Source organism: Streptomyces sp. NPDC102258 (assembly GCF_055584685.1).
This window is the reverse complement of record NZ_JBVJLO010000018.1, coordinates 84,877-99,562: the sequence shown is the minus strand read 5'-3', so window position 1 is coordinate 99,562 and position 14,686 is coordinate 84,877. Positions and strand designations below refer to the sequence as shown.

The 14,686-nt window shown below is 73.8% G+C and carries 12 protein-coding genes; 7 read left to right on the top strand and 5 right to left on the bottom strand.

Going from position 1 to position 14,686, the window contains the following annotated elements:
• Positions 1-182 precede the first annotated feature (182 nt).
• Entirely contained in the window at positions 183-2,024 is a 1,842-nt protein-coding gene (locus ACZ6ZT_RS26630) for an endonuclease/exonuclease/phosphatase family protein (protein WP_469722534.1), read from the bottom strand.
• 242 nt (positions 2,025-2,266) lie between these two features.
• Between ACZ6ZT_RS26630 and ACZ6ZT_RS26625 the strand changes: the two genes are divergently transcribed.
• Together ACZ6ZT_RS26625 and ACZ6ZT_RS26620 are read left to right on the top strand one after the other, a co-directional pair.
• Positions 2,267-3,769, top strand: coding sequence for a hypothetical protein (locus ACZ6ZT_RS26625; RefSeq protein WP_469722454.1), 1,503 nt, complete (start codon positions 2,267-2,269; stop codon positions 3,767-3,769).
• Positions 3,770-3,971: 202 nt separating this feature from the next.
• A complete protein-coding gene (locus ACZ6ZT_RS26620; RefSeq protein WP_469722452.1) occupies positions 3,972-5,420 on the top strand; it encodes an alkaline phosphatase PhoX in 1,449 nt (482 codons plus the stop codon).
• A gap of 91 nt (positions 5,421-5,511) precedes the next feature.
• Here ACZ6ZT_RS26620 and ACZ6ZT_RS26615 read toward each other — a convergent pair whose 3' ends face one another.
• From ACZ6ZT_RS26615 to ACZ6ZT_RS26600, 4 genes are all read right to left on the bottom strand, one after another.
• Positions 5,512-5,697, bottom strand: coding sequence for a hypothetical protein (locus tag ACZ6ZT_RS26615; protein ID WP_469722451.1), 186 nt, complete (start codon positions 5,695-5,697; stop codon positions 5,512-5,514).
• Positions 5,698-5,811: 114 nt separating this feature from the next.
• Positions 5,812-7,059, bottom strand: a complete 1,248-nt coding sequence (locus ACZ6ZT_RS26610; RefSeq protein WP_469722450.1) for a TerD family protein — start codon at positions 7,057-7,059, stop codon at positions 5,812-5,814.
• Positions 7,060-7,127: 68 nt separating this feature from the next.
• On the bottom strand, positions 7,128-7,349 hold the full coding sequence (locus ACZ6ZT_RS26605) for a hypothetical protein (protein WP_469722448.1): 222 nt from the start codon (positions 7,347-7,349) through the stop codon (positions 7,128-7,130).
• A 41-nt stretch (positions 7,350-7,390) separates the two neighbouring features.
• Positions 7,391-8,938 carry an aldehyde dehydrogenase (NADP(+)) gene (locus ACZ6ZT_RS26600; protein ID WP_469722447.1) on the bottom strand — a complete coding sequence of 516 codons (1,548 nt, stop codon included), beginning with the start codon at positions 8,936-8,938 and terminating at the stop codon, positions 7,391-7,393.
• A gap of 137 nt (positions 8,939-9,075) precedes the next feature.
• Here ACZ6ZT_RS26600 and ACZ6ZT_RS26595 point away from each other — a divergent pair, with 137 nt between their 5' ends.
• From ACZ6ZT_RS26595 to ACZ6ZT_RS26575, 5 genes are all read left to right on the top strand, one after another.
• Positions 9,076-9,945 carry an IclR family transcriptional regulator gene (locus tag ACZ6ZT_RS26595; protein WP_469722446.1) on the top strand — a complete coding sequence of 290 codons (870 nt, stop codon included), beginning with the start codon at positions 9,076-9,078 and terminating at the stop codon, positions 9,943-9,945.
• A gap of 84 nt (positions 9,946-10,029) precedes the next feature.
• Positions 10,030-11,091 (top strand): hypothetical protein, encoded by a 1,062-nt coding sequence (locus ACZ6ZT_RS26590; RefSeq protein ID WP_469722445.1) that lies wholly within the window; start codon positions 10,030-10,032, stop codon positions 11,089-11,091.
• 81 nt (positions 11,092-11,172) lie between these two features.
• Positions 11,173-12,483 (top strand): sensor histidine kinase, encoded by a 1,311-nt coding sequence (locus tag ACZ6ZT_RS26585; protein ID WP_469722444.1) that lies wholly within the window; start codon positions 11,173-11,175, stop codon positions 12,481-12,483.
• Between the two features lie 41 nt (positions 12,484-12,524).
• On the top strand, positions 12,525-13,145 hold the full coding sequence (locus ACZ6ZT_RS26580) for a response regulator (protein WP_469722533.1): 621 nt from the start codon (positions 12,525-12,527) through the stop codon (positions 13,143-13,145).
• A 62-nt stretch (positions 13,146-13,207) separates the two neighbouring features.
• Complete coding sequence (locus ACZ6ZT_RS26575) at positions 13,208-14,656, top strand: peptidoglycan D,D-transpeptidase FtsI family protein (protein WP_469722443.1); 1,449 nt, start codon at positions 13,208-13,210, stop codon at positions 14,654-14,656.
• Positions 14,657-14,686 lie beyond the last annotated feature (30 nt).

The following is a 14,686-nucleotide window of genomic DNA, read 5'->3' as shown; positions in this document are numbered from 1 at the left end:
GGATGTCGGGCGTGCAGACACTCAACACCACAACCGGCCGATTTCGGGAGGGGTGTGGCGAGTGTCACGCCAGGGGCGAAAGTCCCCGCCGGGGCATGGCGAAGGGCCCGGCCGGGACGGCGGCCGGGCCCTTCGCGGACCGGAGGTCACGCCGCGTCGTGCGCGCCGCGTGACGCAGGGGCTTACGGGCGGAAGCGCAGCACCTGCGGGTCGTGGTCGCTGTTCTGCGCCGAGAACTCGGCGTTGATGTGCACGCTGTCGTACGTGTAGTTCTTCACCGCCGGGCTGGTCAGGATCTGGTCCAGCACCTGCGCGTTGCCCTGGTACACATAGGAGTAACGTTCCGCCTTCGGCAGCGACTTGATCGCCGAGTACAGCGCCCCGCCGTCCTCCAGCGCCTGCGCGGTGCCGGAGAACTCGAAGTCGTTGACGTCACCGACGGCCAGCACGGCCGCGTGCTTGTCGGCCGCCAGCAGCTGCTTCACGAAGCCGTTCACGGCCTGCGCCTGGAGCAGCCGCTTGGCCTCCGAGGACCGCACCGGCGGCTGGTGGACCGAGGTCAGGCCCTCGTCGCCGCCCTTGGAGGCGAAGTGGTTGGCGATGACGAAGACCGTCTTGCCCTGGAAGACGAACTCGCCGGCCAGCGGCTTGCGGCTGTCGGTCCACGCCGGGTTCGCGGGGTCGATCCGGCCGGGGGAGTGGGTCAGGGCGGCCTTGCCGTTCTCCGTCGTCACGCCCGTCGCCGTGACCGCGTCGCCGGGCGCCCGCTCGGTGAAGGAGACCCGCGCCGGGTTGAACAGGAACACCTGGCGGATGTTGCCGCCGGGCTCGCCGCCGTCCTTGCCGTTCTCCGGGTTGACGGTCCGCCACTGGTAGGCCGGGCCGCCCGCGGCCGTGATCGCGGCCGTGAACTTCGTCAGCGTCTGCTCGGCGGACACGGTGCCGTCGTTCTTGGCGCCGTTGTCGTCCTGGATCTCCTCCAGGGCCAGGACGTCGGGCGAGGCGAGGTTCTCCACGACCGCCTTGGCGAGGTTGTCGAACTTCGACTGCGGATCCGTCGGGTCGAGGTTCTCGACGTTGTACGTGGCCACCGCGAGCTCGTTCGCCGCCTGCGGCTTCGTCTTCTCGGGCGCCAGGGTGCCCGCCTTGACGGTGCCCAGCGCGCGGGCCACCAGGGTGTAGCCGCCGAACTGGTTGTAGTCCAGGGGGCCCTCGGTGGTGCCGGTCAGCTTGTCGCCGACGTTCGCCACCGGGAAGGGCTGCTGCGCGATCGGCGCGAGCTGCTGGATCTGGAGGCGGCCGGTGTTCTGGGACTCGTACGAACCGTAGAGCGTGCCGCCGCGCTTGGCGGTGTTCTCCCAGCCCTTCACCGTCACCCACATCTCGCTGTACGGGTCGGTGGCGCCGACCACGCGCGAGGTGCCGATCTTGACGTTCATGCCCTCAAGCGACTCGTAGTAGTCCAGGGCGTAGCGCGAGGGCTCCAGGGTCAGGCCGTTGACGCTGTTGGCCGCGGCCGGGTCACCCGCCGGGGCGTAGGCGGCCGGCACCGAGTACTCGTTGACGGCGACGGCCGCGGGCAGCGCGTTGCCGGAGGAGACCACCGTCACGGTCGGCTTGGCTATCTGGGTGATCGACTGGTTGCCGGAGCCGAGCCCGCCGGGGACGTACTCGCCGACCGTGCCCGAGACCTTGACCGCGTCACCGACGGCGACGGTCGGGACGGAGCTCGTGAAGACGAAGACGCCCTCGCTGGTGGCCGGGTCGTCGTCGGCGTCCGGGTCCTGCATCCAGAAGCCGCGCGAGCCGTACGTGCGCACGCCGGTCACGATGCCTTCGACGTCCGCGACCGTCTTGCCGTTGAGCGGCGACACCCGGGTCGTGCCCTGGATGTCGTGGATGCGTACCGGATCGGCGGACACGGCGCCTTCGGCCGCGTCGGCGGAACCCGCGAGCAGGCCGGTGGCCAGAGCGGTGGCGACGAGGGCCGCGACGGCGGCGGAACGGGGATGCGAGGAGCGCATGGGCGGGAACTCCGGTGTGTGGAGGGGGGTGAGGTGCGTGGACCCTGCTACATCCACGCGTACATCTACGCGCGTCAATTTCCAGTGTGGGCGGCGAAGTTGTCAAGGCCTCCAGGGGAGACGGCAGTTGACTGTGGGATGAACCAAAGGGGATGGCTCGCGGAGGGCGCCCGAAATGCGTCTACCCTGGGACGCCGTAACGGGCCTGACACCCCGTCCCCCCGTCCGAGGAGAACCACCCCATGTCCGCAGAGCCGCACCCCACGCTGCCGCCGGTCCGGCTGCACTCCGATGCGGAGCTGGCCCGCGACGCCCTCGTCGCCCCGCTGTTCGCCCGCGCCGTCCGCCTCGCCCGCTGGGCCGGCCCCGAGACCCGCGTCGACGTGGGCGGGGAACTCGTCCCCGAGCAGCTGGCCGGGGCCGTGACCGCGCTCGGCCTCGACACCGGGGACGAGGACAGCCCCGTGTACGCCGGGCAGGCCTGGCGGGTGGCCGTGGACACCGGGCTGGTCGACGTGACGGAACCGGAGGAGGACGGCGCGGGCGAGGGGGAGGGCGAGGGCGCGGCCGCCGTTCCCCCGTACGGCACCGCCGCCCCCGGCGAGGACCTCGCCCTGGTGGCGGGCGGCGCGCCCGGTGACGTCCTCGACCTGTGGCTGGCCGCCCTGGACACCGTCCTCGCCGACGCGGCCGTCCCCGACCTGGACGACCTCGTGGACGCCATGGACGCGGGCGGCGAGATCGACTTCGACCGGCTCGACTGGAACCCCCAGCGCGAGGCGGACTTCCTCGACGGGGTGCTCGCCAACCTCTACCTGCTCACCGTCGCCGAGGGCGGGGCGGGCGAGGGCCCGGTACCGCTGCCGGTCCTCGCCGCCTCGATGATCGTGCCCGACGACATGGGCGACCCGACCGACGCCGTCCTGGAGCAGGTCTCCGACGCGATGATGCGCCTCGACGACCAGTTCCGGCAGCTGGAGCCGATCGGACTGGTCGAGTACCGCCCGGTCGACGAGGAGCTGATGACGGAGGCCGACGACGACGCCGCCGACGCGGCGCTCGGGGACGACGCCGACGACGAGGACGTGTCCCGGTACGGGATGGTACGGCTGACCCCGCTCGGCCTGTACGGCGTCCGCGCCCGCATGCTCGAAGCCGGGGTCGAGGCCCCCGCCGTCGGTGAACTCACCGGGAAGGGCGCCGACGCGCTGCTCGACGCGGTCTCCCGCTACCCCGAGGGCGCGGCGCAGGCCGAGATCGAACAGTGGCTCGCCGGGCGGGAACTGCCCGAGGCCGTCGCCGAGCTGCTCGCCGCGGCGCGCGGGGACGACGAGGCCGCCCCGCTGCGCCGGCTGCGCTGCCAGCAGGCCCTGACCCCCGCCGGGCGGGAGGCCGAGCCGGCGGTCCGGGCCGTGCTGGACGACCCCGAGCTCGGCGGGCTGGCCCGGGTCTGGCTGGCGGAGCACGGGGTGGCCGACGTACCGGCTCCGGACCCGGAGATGGTGCTGTGGCTGACGGTCGACACCATCGCCGCGCAGCTCGCGGCGGACGGGGAGACGGAGGAACTGCCGCTGCTGATGCGCTCGCTGACCGAGCACCACGGTGACTTCTTCGAGCAGGCGTGGCGGGTGGAGCATCCGGCGACGGCGTACGTGCTGGAGGCCATGGGGCGGCTGCACCCCGACAAGAAGGCCTCGAAGGAGGCGCGGAAGGCGGCGTTCAAGGCCCGCTCCCGGCAGTCCTGAGGCGACCGGGGGGCGGCCGGGGGTGCCGGGCGGGGCGCCGGGCGGGGTCGGCCGATCGGGTGGCCGGAGTGCGCCATCGTGCCCACCGGCAAGGGATCGGGCCGCATTTCCGGGTAGTTCAGCCGGCGTTCACGTACGGGCGGGAGCGTGTGCGCCGACGACCGTACGTCAGGCGCACCACCTCCCCACCCCTGGAGACCCGATGCCCCTCAGCCGCAGAGACTTCACCGCCCGCACCGTCATCGCCGGAGCGGGAGTCGCCCTCACCGGAACCGTCGGGGCCCTCGCCACGGCCCCCGGGGCACTGGCGGCCGACGACGGCCCCCACCAGGAGGGGCACGACGAGCACGGCCGCCCGCACGGCCCCGGCTACGGGCCGCTCCTGCCCGACCCGGCCGGACTGCTCGCGCTGCCCGCCGGGTTCAGCTACCGCGTGATCACCCACAGCGGGGTCACCACCCTCGACTCCGGCGAGAGCACCCCCTCCAACCACGACGGCACCGCCGCGTTCGAGGGACACCGCGGGGTCACCCTCCTGGTCAACAACCACGAGCTCAAGGGCAAGCGGTCGGCCTGGGCGCACCCCGTCCCGCTCACCGAGGGCCTCGTCTACGACCCGGCGGCGGCCGGCGGCTGCACCGTCGTCGAGGTGCGGCGCGGCGGCGAGGTCGCCGAATGGGTCGGCATCGCCGGTACGTCCACCAACTGCGCGGGCGGCGCCACCCCCTGGGGCACCTGGCTGACCTGCGAGGAGACCGAGGACCTGGCCGGCAAGAACGGTATGACCAAGGACCACGGCTACGTCTTCGAGGTCGACCCGCACGACCGCCGGGCCAACCGCGACCCCCAGCCGGTCAAGGCCTTCGGCCGGTACGCGCACGAGGCCGTGGTGATCGACCCGCGCCAGGGCCACGCCTACCTGACCGAGGACGCCTCCGGCCCCAACGGCCTGCTCTACCGCTGGACCCCGCCGCACGGCTTCCGGCACGGACGCGGCAAGCTGCGTACGCTCGCCGCCGACGCCGGGGTGCTCGCGGCGGCCAAGTGCTTCGACAGCGCGGGCCGGTTCGTGGACGACCTCTCGCGCGCGACGAAGACCGGCACCGTCTACGGGGTCGACTGGGTGGCCGTGGCCGACCGCGACGCGCGGACCGTGCCGGTGCGGCGGCAGTTCGAGGCGGGCGCCGTGACCCGGGCGCGCAAGCTGGAGGGGATGTGGTGGGCCGACGGCGGCGCCTACTTCGTGTCCTCCTACGCCCGCGAGGAGAGCCCGGGCGCCGCGCACGACGGCCAGGTGTGGTTCTACGACCCGAAGCGGCGCACCATCCGCCTCGTCGTACTGCTCGGGGTGAACGCCGACCCGGCGGCGGACGGCGGCTACGACGGGCCCGACAACATCACGGTGTCCCCGTACGGGGGCCTGGTCATCGCCGAGGACGGCAACGGCCTCCAGCACCTGCTCGGCGCGACCGAGTCGGGGCAGGTCTATCCGCTGGCGCGCAACGAGCTGAACAACGGGACCGCCGAGGAACCCGATTACTCGGAGTTCACCGGCGTCTGCTTCTCGCCCGACGGCCGGACCCTGTACGCGAACATCCAGGAGCCGGGCATCATGCTGGCCATCACCGGCCCCTGGCGGCGCGGGCGCTGACGCGGAGGGCGCTGCGGGGAGGGGCGCCGACGGTATGAACGCATGGAGCCCCGCCCTTCCGGGCGGGGCTCAGCTCTTGGCACAGGCGGGGCTACCAGCCCGGGCAGGCGTCCTTGCGGGAGGCCGCGGCCCACTCCTCCAGCAGGAACTCGTACGCCTGCGCAGGCCACTCGCCGTCCACCCGGGTCTCGACGAGGAGCCGTATCGCCTCGTTCGCCTCGGCGGCGGACGGGCGCGCGGGGCCCGCGGGTCCCGCGGGCTGGAGTGTCTTCTGCATGGGTTCAAGGCTACGGGCGGGCACTGACAGCCACCTCCGGATTACGCGTGGCTTCCCTCACCCGCCCGGCGCGGCCGCCCGCGCCGGACCGGGGTCATATGCCCGCCCACCTGCTCAGAGTGCCTGCGAGGCGGGCTTGACCATGCCGCGCACTGTGCGGGACTTCACAAAGTCGCCCATGGCCGTCATCTCCCATTCGCCGGAGAACTGCCGGATGAGCTTCGCCATCATCACGCCGGTCTGCGGTTCGGCGCCCGTGAGGTCGAAGCGGACCAGCTCCTCGCCGCTCGCCGCGTCGATGAGCCGGCAGTAGGCCTTGGCGACCTCGGTGAACTTCTGACCGGAGAAGGAGTTCACCGTGAAGACCAGGCCGGTGGCCTCGGCGGGGAGCCGGCCGAGGTCCACGACGATCACCTCGTCGTCCCCGGCGCCCTCGCCGGTGAGGTTGTCGCCCGAGTGCTTGACGGCGCCGTTCAGGATGGACAGTTTGCCGAAGTAGCAACTGTCGATGTGGTTGCGCTGCGGGCCGTAGGCGATCACGGAGGCGTCGAGGTCGATGTCCGCGCCGCGGAAGGCGGGCTCCCAGCCGAGGCCCATCTTGACCTGGGAGAGCAGCGGGCGGCCGCCCTTGACGAGGGAGACCGTCTGGTTCTTCTGGAGGCTGACCCGGCCCTTGTCGAGGTTGATCTTCCCGGTGCCGAGGGGGGCGGCGGGCGGCGCGGGGGGCGCGGGCGGAGCGGCGGGGGCGGGCTGGGCGGGCGCCGGGCCGCCGAGCCAGGGGGAGACGGGGTGGGAGACCGGCGGGGCGGGCGGCGCCGGGGGTGCGGGCGGGGCAGCCGGAGCGGCGGCCGCGGCCGGCTCCTCGTCCACGGAGACCCCGAAGTCGGTGGCGATGCCGGCGAGGCCGTTGGCGTACCCCTGGCCGACCGCGCGGACCTTCCACACGCCGCCGCGCTGGTAGACCTCGACGACCACCAGGGCCGTCTCCGCGCCCAGCCGGGGCGGCGTGAAGGTGGCGATGACGGTGCCGGTGGCGGCGTCCCGCACGGTGGCGGTGGGCTCGACGCCCTGGAAGCTCTGGCCGGCGGCATCGGGGCTGGCCGTGACCACGATCCGCTCGATGCCGGGCGGCAGCGCGCCGGTGTCCACGGTGATCGAGTCGGGCGCCGACCCGCCGCCGGACCGGTGGCTCACGCCGGGCCCGGACGGCTGGTTGTAGAAGATGAAGTCGGCGTCGGAACGCACCTTGCCGTCCGCCGCGAGCAGCAGACCCGAGACGTCGAGACGCACCGGGGCGGCCACGTCGACCGTCACGCTGACGGCGTTGAGCGGAAGGTTGGAACCAGGGGTCATAGCGGTCATGCCGGGAGAACGACCGGAGCGGCTTTGCCGTTCCCTTACCCTCGCGGAAGATTTCCGGGCGGTGGACCTCAGCGCCGGTTGCGGGGGTGGGCGCGGGCCGCGCGCTCGTTGCCGAACTTGTAGGACCCGGTCCAGCGGGCCATCACCAGCTGCGCGTCGCCGGCCGCCACCTCGGCCAGGAACTTGCCGGCCCGTCCGCCCCGCAGGGTGGCCGCGTCACGCCCCTGGTGGGTGATGTGGACGGTGGTGTCGTGGCGTATCTCGTACGAGAACCCGTGCGGTTTCGGCATGGGCGCAGCCTGCCCCGCCGCGGGAGGGGCGGGCAACGCGTTTACCGCTCTCCGGTCACCCGGCGGGGCACCCCCAGCGGATTGGCCTCGCGCAGCTCGGGCGGGAGCAGCGCGTCGGGCACCGACTGGTACACCACCGGGCGGAGCCACCGCTCGACGGCCGTGGCGCCGACCGAGGTGGAGTGGGAGGTGGCCGCCGGGTACGGGCCGCCGTGGTGCTGGGCCGGGGCGACCGCGACGCCGGTCGGCCAGCCGTTGACCACGATCCGCCCGGCCAGCGCCGTGACCAGCCCGATCAGCTCGGTGGCGGACGGGGTGCCCGGGGCCTCACCGGGGGCGGTCCCGTCGGCCTCGGCGGCCGACAGCTGGAGGGTGGCGCTCAGGTTCCCTTCGAGCAGGCCCAGTACTCCGGCCGCCTGCTCCCGGCCGGTGTAGCGGACGAGGACCGTGACCGGACCGAAGCACTCCTCCAGGAGGACCCGGTGGGACCCGCCGCGCAGCAGGTCGGCGGCCCGGACGCTCACGTACCCCGCGCCGACGGCGTGCTCCCCGGCCGGGCCCGCCGGGACGGGCGCGGTGACGCCGGGCAGGGCGGCCCGCTCGGCGACCCCGGCGAGGAAGTTCTCCCGCATCCGGTGGTCGAGGAGGACTCCGGGTCCCGCCTGGGCCAGGGCCTTGGCGAGCGCGTCCGCGAGCCGGTCGCCGTCCTGTCCTTCGGGGACCAGGACCAGTCCCGGCTTGACGCAGAACTGGCCCGCGCCGAGGGTGACGGAGCCGGCGAGTCCGGCGCCGATCTCCTCCGCGCGCTCGGCGGCGGCGGCCGGGGTGACCACGACGGGGTTGAGGGAGCCGAGTTCGCCGTGGAAGGGGATGGGCACCGGCCGGGCGGCGGCGGCGTCGAACAGGGCCCGTCCGCCCCGTACGGAACCGGTGAAACCGGCGGCCGTGACGAGGGGGTGGCGGACCAGTTCCAGACCGGCGTCGAAGCCGTGGACGACGGACACCACCCCGGCGGGCAGCCCGCACGACGCGGCGGCCCGGCGCAGCAGGGAGGCGCACAGCTCGGAGGTGGCCGGGTGGTCGGGGTGGGCCTTGACGACCACCGGGCAGCCGGCGGCGAGGGCGCTGGCGGTGTCCCCGCCGGGGACGGAGAAGGCGAGCGGGAAGTTGGAGGCGGCGTAGACGGCGACCACGCCCAGCGGCACCTTGTAGCGGCGCAGTTCGGGTCGGGGCGGGGTGAGCGCGGGGTCGGCGCGGTCGATGCGGACGTCGAGGTACGAGCCCTCCTCGACGAGGCCGGCGAAGGCGCGCAGCTGGCCGGTGGTGCGGGCGAGCTCACCGGTGAGGCGGGCCGGGCCGAGCGCCGTTTCCGCGTCGGCGGTCTCGACGATCCGGTCGGCGGCGCCGTCCAGCAGGTCGGCGGCGGCGCGCAGGAAGGCGACGCGGGCGGTGGCGTCGGCCAGCGCGGCGCGGGCGCAGTGGGCGGCGCGCACGGCCAGGTCCACGTCCTGTGGCCCGGCTTCGACGGCGACCTCTTCGCGCCGCTTCCCGGTGCGGGGGTCCACACTCCAGACTGGTGTCGCTGCCATCGCCCGCTGCCTCCTGGATCGTTCAGTATTCTGAACGAGGTTCCGGTGGATGAATGATCACTGCTGCTGCGGACTCTATTTCCGCGCCCAGCGCGTGACAAGGGGAGTCCGGAGCCGAACAGAGGGGAAGCGGGCGCATGACGGCAGGGGAGACAGGGGAATCGGCTGCGGGGGTTGCGACGGGCGCGACCGCCGCGACGGCCGGTGGCGAGGAGGAGGCGGGGGGCCGGGAGGGCGAGGGGGCGGAAGGGCCGACGGCGGCGCCGGTGAAGTCGGCGGTGCGTACGGTCGTGCTGCTGGAGCACTTCGCGGCCCGGCCCGGCCTGCACAGCCTCGCCGACATCCAGCACGACCTCGCCCTGCCCAAGTCCAGCCTGTACATGCTGCTGCGCACCCTGGTCGACCTGGGCTGGGTGGAGACGGACGCCACCGGCACCCGGTACGGCATCGGTGTACGGGCCCTGCTGGTCGGCAGTTCGTACATCGACGGGGACGAGGTGGTGGCCGCCGCCCGGCCCACCCTGGACCGGCTCTCCGACGACACCACCGAGACCATCCACCTGGCCCGGATGGACGGCACGAGCGTGGTGTACCTGGCCACCCGCCAGTCCCAGCACTACCTGCGGCCCTTCACCCGGGTCGGCCGGCGGCTGCCGGTGCACTCGACGGCGCTCGGCAAGGCGCTGCTGGCCACGCACACCGACGACGAGGTGCGCAGGCTGCTGCCGCGCCGGCTGGAGGCGGTCACGCAGCACACCATCACCGACCGGGAGCAGCTGGTGGAGGAGCTGGCGCTGGTGCGGGAGCAGGGCTACGCGGTGGACCGGGAGGAGAACACGCTCGGACTGCGCTGCTTCGGGGTGGCGGTGCCGTACCGGACGCCCGCGCGGGACGCCGTGAGCTGCTCGGTACCGGTGGCGCGGCTGACGCCGGGGCACGAACAGCTCATCAAGGCGGCCCTGTTCGAGGCGCGGGACCGGCTGTCGGTGGTGACCCGGAGGATGTGAGCCCGGCGGTTCTCCCCCATGCGGGGGAGACGGATCCCCTTGGCGGGGGAGGCGGCGACGCGCCGGGCACGGGACCGTGGGGACATGACCACGCGAGCGCTGAAACCGACCGATCCGATCTCCCTGACCGACCCGGCCCACCCGACCAACGCAGCCGACCCGGCGGACGCGGCGACCACGACGGGCACGCCGGGCGCGACGGCGACCGTGAACGCCGGGCGGCGGGTCCTGCGGGGTGTGGCGGTGGCTGCCACCCTGCCCTACGTGGCCCTCAAAACGGCCTGGGTGGCCGGGAGTCACCTGGGGATACCGGAGGGCAGTGCGTTACGGGAGCCGAGACCGTTCTTCGTGGCGGCCAACGCGGTGACGCTGCTGATGGACGCGACGGTGATCCTGCTCGTGCTGCTCCTCACCCGCCCCTGGGGCCGGCGGGTCCCGTCCTGGGCGCTCGCCCTCCCGGTGTTCGCCGCGACCGGGCTGCTCACCCCGATCGTCCTCGGTTACCCGGCCCAGCTCCTGGTGAAGGCCGCCGGGCTGGGCGCGGACGAGGCGGTCGTGGCCGCCCGTGACCCCTTCCTCGACCCGTGGGTGTTCTCCGTCGTCTACGGCGGTTTCATCATCCAGGGGTTCGCCCTGGCCGGACTGTTCGTCCCCTATGCGCGAGAGCGCTGGGGCGGCGTGTGGCAGGGCGCGCCGGTCCGGCGGCTCCCGTCTCCCACGGGGGTGGTGGCGGGAGCCGCGGCGGTGACCGGCTCGGCGGTGGCCGCGGTGTATCTGTACTGGGCCTTCGGCGGCGGCGCCGGACTGTCCCCGCAGCGGGTCGCGGAGTATTCGGCGGAGACGGGCGTGATCTCGGGGGCGCATGCGCTCTGCGCGCTCGCGGCGGGGGCGGGGGCGGTGCTGCTGGCCCGGGGCGGGGCGCGGCGGCCGGCGCGGCCGCTGGCCCTCACCTGGGTCGGCGCCTCCGCCGCGCTGAGCTGGGGGGTGTGGCCGCTGCTCGCGGACCTGGGACCACAGCTGGTCTCCGGCGGGGCTCCCGGAGCGCTGGTGGTGCTGGCCCGATCCGGCCAGATGGTCACCGGCCTGCTCTCGGCCGCCGTCCTCATAGGCTTCATCCGCTCCCGCCGCGCGGCGTGTACGACGTAAGCGGATGAGCGGATGGGCGGGGTGGGCGGCATCGGGCCGGGCTGGCGGGGGAGCGGAGGAACGGTGAGGGGGAGCGGGGCGGTGCGGGGCAGGACGGAGTGGGTGTGGGGGGCCGGGGCCCGCCTGCGGTGGGTGCATCTGGTGCTCGGCGGGGCGCTGCTGATGCCGTACCTCCTGCTCACCCAGGTCGGGGTGGGGATCGCGGCCGGCGGGGTCAACGCCCTGGCCTCCCTCCCGCTGCTCCTGATCTCGTACGCGATCGCCCTTCCGCTGGTGGCCGTCACCGGGCTGGTGGGGCTGGTCCGGCCGCTGTCGGTGGTCGCGGTGCGGGCTCTGGCCGGGGTGGCGGGGGAGTCGCTGGCCGAGGGGCCGGGCCGGTCCTGGGCCGCCCGGTGGCGGGCCGCCGCCTGGTGGACGCTCCACCTCGGGGTCGGCGCGGTCGTCGGCGGGGTGAGCCTCGCGGCGCCGCCGGCGGGGGTGGCGCTGATCGTGCTGCCGTTCGTCGGGGGCATGCGCCGGTCCGGGCTCTGGCTCGACCGGTTCGGCGCCGGGGCCGGGCTGTACGCGGCCCCGCTCGCCGGGCTCGCGCTGCTGGCCGGGGTCGTGCTCTGCTCCGCCGGGGCGGGGGCGCTGCTGGCGCGGCTCGCGCCGGTGCTCCTCGGCCCGACGGCGGCGGACCGGCTGGCCGCCGCCGAGGAACGGGCCGCCGACCTGGCCGTGCGCAACCGTCTGGCGCGCGAGCTCCACGACGCGGTGGGCCACGCCCTGAGCGCCGTCACCCTCCAGGCGGTGGCGGCCCGGCGGGTGCTCGACAGCGACCCCGGGTTCGTCCGGGAGGCGCTCGCCGCGATCGAGGACACGACCCGGCGCACCGTGGGGGAGCTGGACGCGGTGCTCGGGCTGCTGCGGGACGGCGATCCGGCCCGGACCGACGCCGTACCGGCTCCGACGCTGGCCGCCGACCTCGACGGGCTGCTGGCCCGGACCCGGGCGAGCGGCACCGCCGTCACCGCCGAGCTGCGGCCCGGGCCCGCCGGTGACTGGGGGCAGCTTCCCGCCATCGCCTCCCGGGAGGCGTACCGGATCGTGCAGGAGGGGCTGAGCAACGCCTTGCGGCACGGCGCTGGTCCGGTCGCGCTCCGGATCCGGGTGCACACGTCGGAAAGCCACCACGCACTGGAGATCACCATGACGAACGCGCCCGCGCGGGCCGCCCGCGCCGAGGGGGATCCGCGCGGCACCGGGGGCCGGGGGCTGCGCGGCGCCGCCGAGCGGGCCGCGCTCCTCGGCGGCTCCCTGGAAGCCGGCCCACGGCAGGACGGCTGGCGGCTGCGGGCCACCCTGCCCCTGGGGCCCGCCCCCCGGGTTCCGGGCCCGGGGGAGGGGCGGTGAGCCGGGCTCCGCTGCGGGTGGTCATCGCCGACGACGAGCGGATGGTCCGTACCGCGCTGCGGGTCATCCTCGACGCCGAAGCCGATCTGGAGGTGGTGGGGGAGGCCGCCACCGGCGCCGAGGCGGTGCCGTTGGTCCGCTCGCTGATGCCCGACGTGGTGCTGATGGACGTCCGGATGCCGGAGATCGACGGCATCCGGGCCACCGAGCAGATCCTCGCCACCCTGCCCGAGCCGCCCCGGATCGTGGTCGTCACCACCTTCGAGAACGACGCCCACGTCTACGACGCCCTGCGGGCGGGGGCCAGCGGCTTCCTCCTCAAGCGGGCCGAGCCCGAGGAGCTGATCGGCGCCGTCCGCCTCGTCGCCCGGGGCGACTCGCTGCTCTTCCCGGCGGCGGTCCGCTCCCTGGCGGCCTCGCACGCGGCGCGGACCGCGCCCGCCGCCCCGCGCTGGGCGTCCCGGCTCACCGACCGGGAGGCCGGCGTCCTGCGCCTGATGGCGGCCGGACTGTCGAACCAGGAGATCAGCGAGCGGCTGGCGGTCGGCGCGCAGACCGTCAAGACGCACGTGGCGGCCGTCCTCGCCAAAACCGGTTCCCGCGACCGCACCCAGGCGGTCATCGCCGCCTACGAGGGAGGCTTCGTCATGAGGAAAAGCTGAGAACCCCGCCACAATCGGGGCAGAGCGGAACGCCTGGGGCCGCTCGCGCGTCTTTCCGGGGGATGAACAAGACGATCAGGCGTGCGTCGGTCTTCTGTCTGCTTCTGGTGCTGGCCCTTTTGGTGCGGGTCACCTGGGTGCAGGCATACCAAGGCCAGGCCCTCGCAGACGACAAGAACAACCGGCGCAACCTCATCGGGCAGTACGAGAACCCGTTGGGGAACATCATCGTGGGCGGGCAGTCGGTCACCGGCTCCGCGAAGACGGGCGGCAAGGACTTCGGCTACAAGAGGACGTACCTCGACGGCCCGCTGTACGCGCCGATCACCGGCTACAGCTCCCAGGCCTACGGCACCACCATGCTGGAGGGCGTCTACAAGAACATCCTCAACGGCTCCGACACCCGCCTGAAGACGGTGATGGACGTCCTCACCAACAAGCGGGCCGACCCGGGCAACGTGCTGACGACCATCGACCGGGACGTCCAGAAGGCCGCCTACGACGCCCTCCAGGGCAAACAAGGCGCGGCCGTCGCCATCGACCCGGCGACCGGCGAGATCCTCGCCGTGGTGAACAACCCCTCCTATGACCCGGGCCGCATCACGGGCGCCACCGACGAGGCCGCCTGGAAGGAACTGTCGGCCGACCAGGGCAAGGCCATGGAGAACGTGGCCCTGCGCAAGCCCCAGGCTCCCGGCTCCACCTTCAAGCTGGTCACTCTGACGTCCGCGATCGAGAACGGGCTGATCACCAGCATCGACACGCCGACCGGCGTAGCCGCCCCGTACACGATCCCGGGCACGCGCACGAACCTGCCCAGCGAGGCCGGCGACGCGGCCTGCAACAACGTCTCGGCCCGTACCGCGCTCAAGCTGTCCTGCAACAACGTCTTCGCGGACCTGGCCTCCAAGCTCGGCCAGGACAAGATGCGGGCGACGGCCGAGAAGCTCGGGTTCAACACGCAGATCGACACCCCGGTCCGGACCAACCCGCCCAGCAAGTACCCGACGAAGAAGATGTCCGTCGACCAGGTCGCGCAGACGGGTATCGGCCAGTTCGACGTGCAGGCCACGCCGCTCCAGATCGCCATGGTGACCGCCGCGATCGAGAACGGCGGCAAGCTCGTCGCCCCGCACATGGTCTCCGAGGTGACCGACGCGGACGGCAACGTCCTGGAGAGCCTCAAGGACGCCAAGTCCCAGGAGGTCATGAGCGCCAAGACCGCCTCGATGCTCCAGGACGCCATGCGCACGGTCGCCACCGAGGGCGGCGGCAAGCCCGCGCAGGTGGCGGGCGCCGAGGTGGGCGGCAAGACGGGCACCGCCCAGCGCGGCGTCAACAACAACATCCCGCCGCTCGCCTGGTTCACCTCGTACGGCAAGGCGGGCGGCAAGCAGATCGCTGTCGCCGTGATGATCGAGAACTCGGACACCGACCGCTCCGAGATCGGCGGCGGCAAGCTGGCCGCGCCGATCGCCCAGAAGATGATGGCGGCCTGGCTGAAGAAGTAGCCCCGCCCGCGCGGGGGCCGCGCGCCGGGA

Excerpts from the sequence above, each read along its gene's own strand:
- ACZ6ZT_RS26630 (WP_469722534.1), bottom strand. The coding sequence starts at position 2,024 with ATGCGCTCCTCGCATCCCCGTTCCGCCGCCGTCGCGGCCCTCGTCGCC.
- ACZ6ZT_RS26625 (WP_469722454.1), top strand. The coding sequence starts at position 2,267 with ATGTCCGCAGAGCCGCACCCCACGCTGCCGCCGGTCCGGCTGCACTCC.
- ACZ6ZT_RS26620 (WP_469722452.1), top strand. The coding sequence starts at position 3,972 with ATGCCCCTCAGCCGCAGAGACTTCACCGCCCGCACCGTCATCGCCGGA.
- ACZ6ZT_RS26615 (WP_469722451.1), bottom strand. The coding sequence starts at position 5,697 with ATGCAGAAGACACTCCAGCCCGCGGGACCCGCGGGCCCCGCGCGCCCG.
- ACZ6ZT_RS26610 (WP_469722450.1), bottom strand. The coding sequence starts at position 7,059 with ATGACCGCTATGACCCCTGGTTCCAACCTTCCGCTCAACGCCGTCAGC.
- ACZ6ZT_RS26605 (WP_469722448.1), bottom strand. The coding sequence starts at position 7,349 with ATGCCGAAACCGCACGGGTTCTCGTACGAGATACGCCACGACACCACC.
- ACZ6ZT_RS26600 (WP_469722447.1), bottom strand. The coding sequence starts at position 8,938 with ATGGCAGCGACACCAGTCTGGAGTGTGGACCCCCGCACCGGGAAGCGG.
- ACZ6ZT_RS26595 (WP_469722446.1), top strand. The coding sequence starts at position 9,076 with ATGACGGCAGGGGAGACAGGGGAATCGGCTGCGGGGGTTGCGACGGGC.
- ACZ6ZT_RS26590 (WP_469722445.1), top strand. The coding sequence starts at position 10,030 with ATGACCACGCGAGCGCTGAAACCGACCGATCCGATCTCCCTGACCGAC.
- ACZ6ZT_RS26580 (WP_469722533.1), top strand. The coding sequence starts at position 12,525 with ATGGTCCGTACCGCGCTGCGGGTCATCCTCGACGCCGAAGCCGATCTG.
- ACZ6ZT_RS26575 (WP_469722443.1), top strand. The coding sequence starts at position 13,208 with ATGAACAAGACGATCAGGCGTGCGTCGGTCTTCTGTCTGCTTCTGGTG.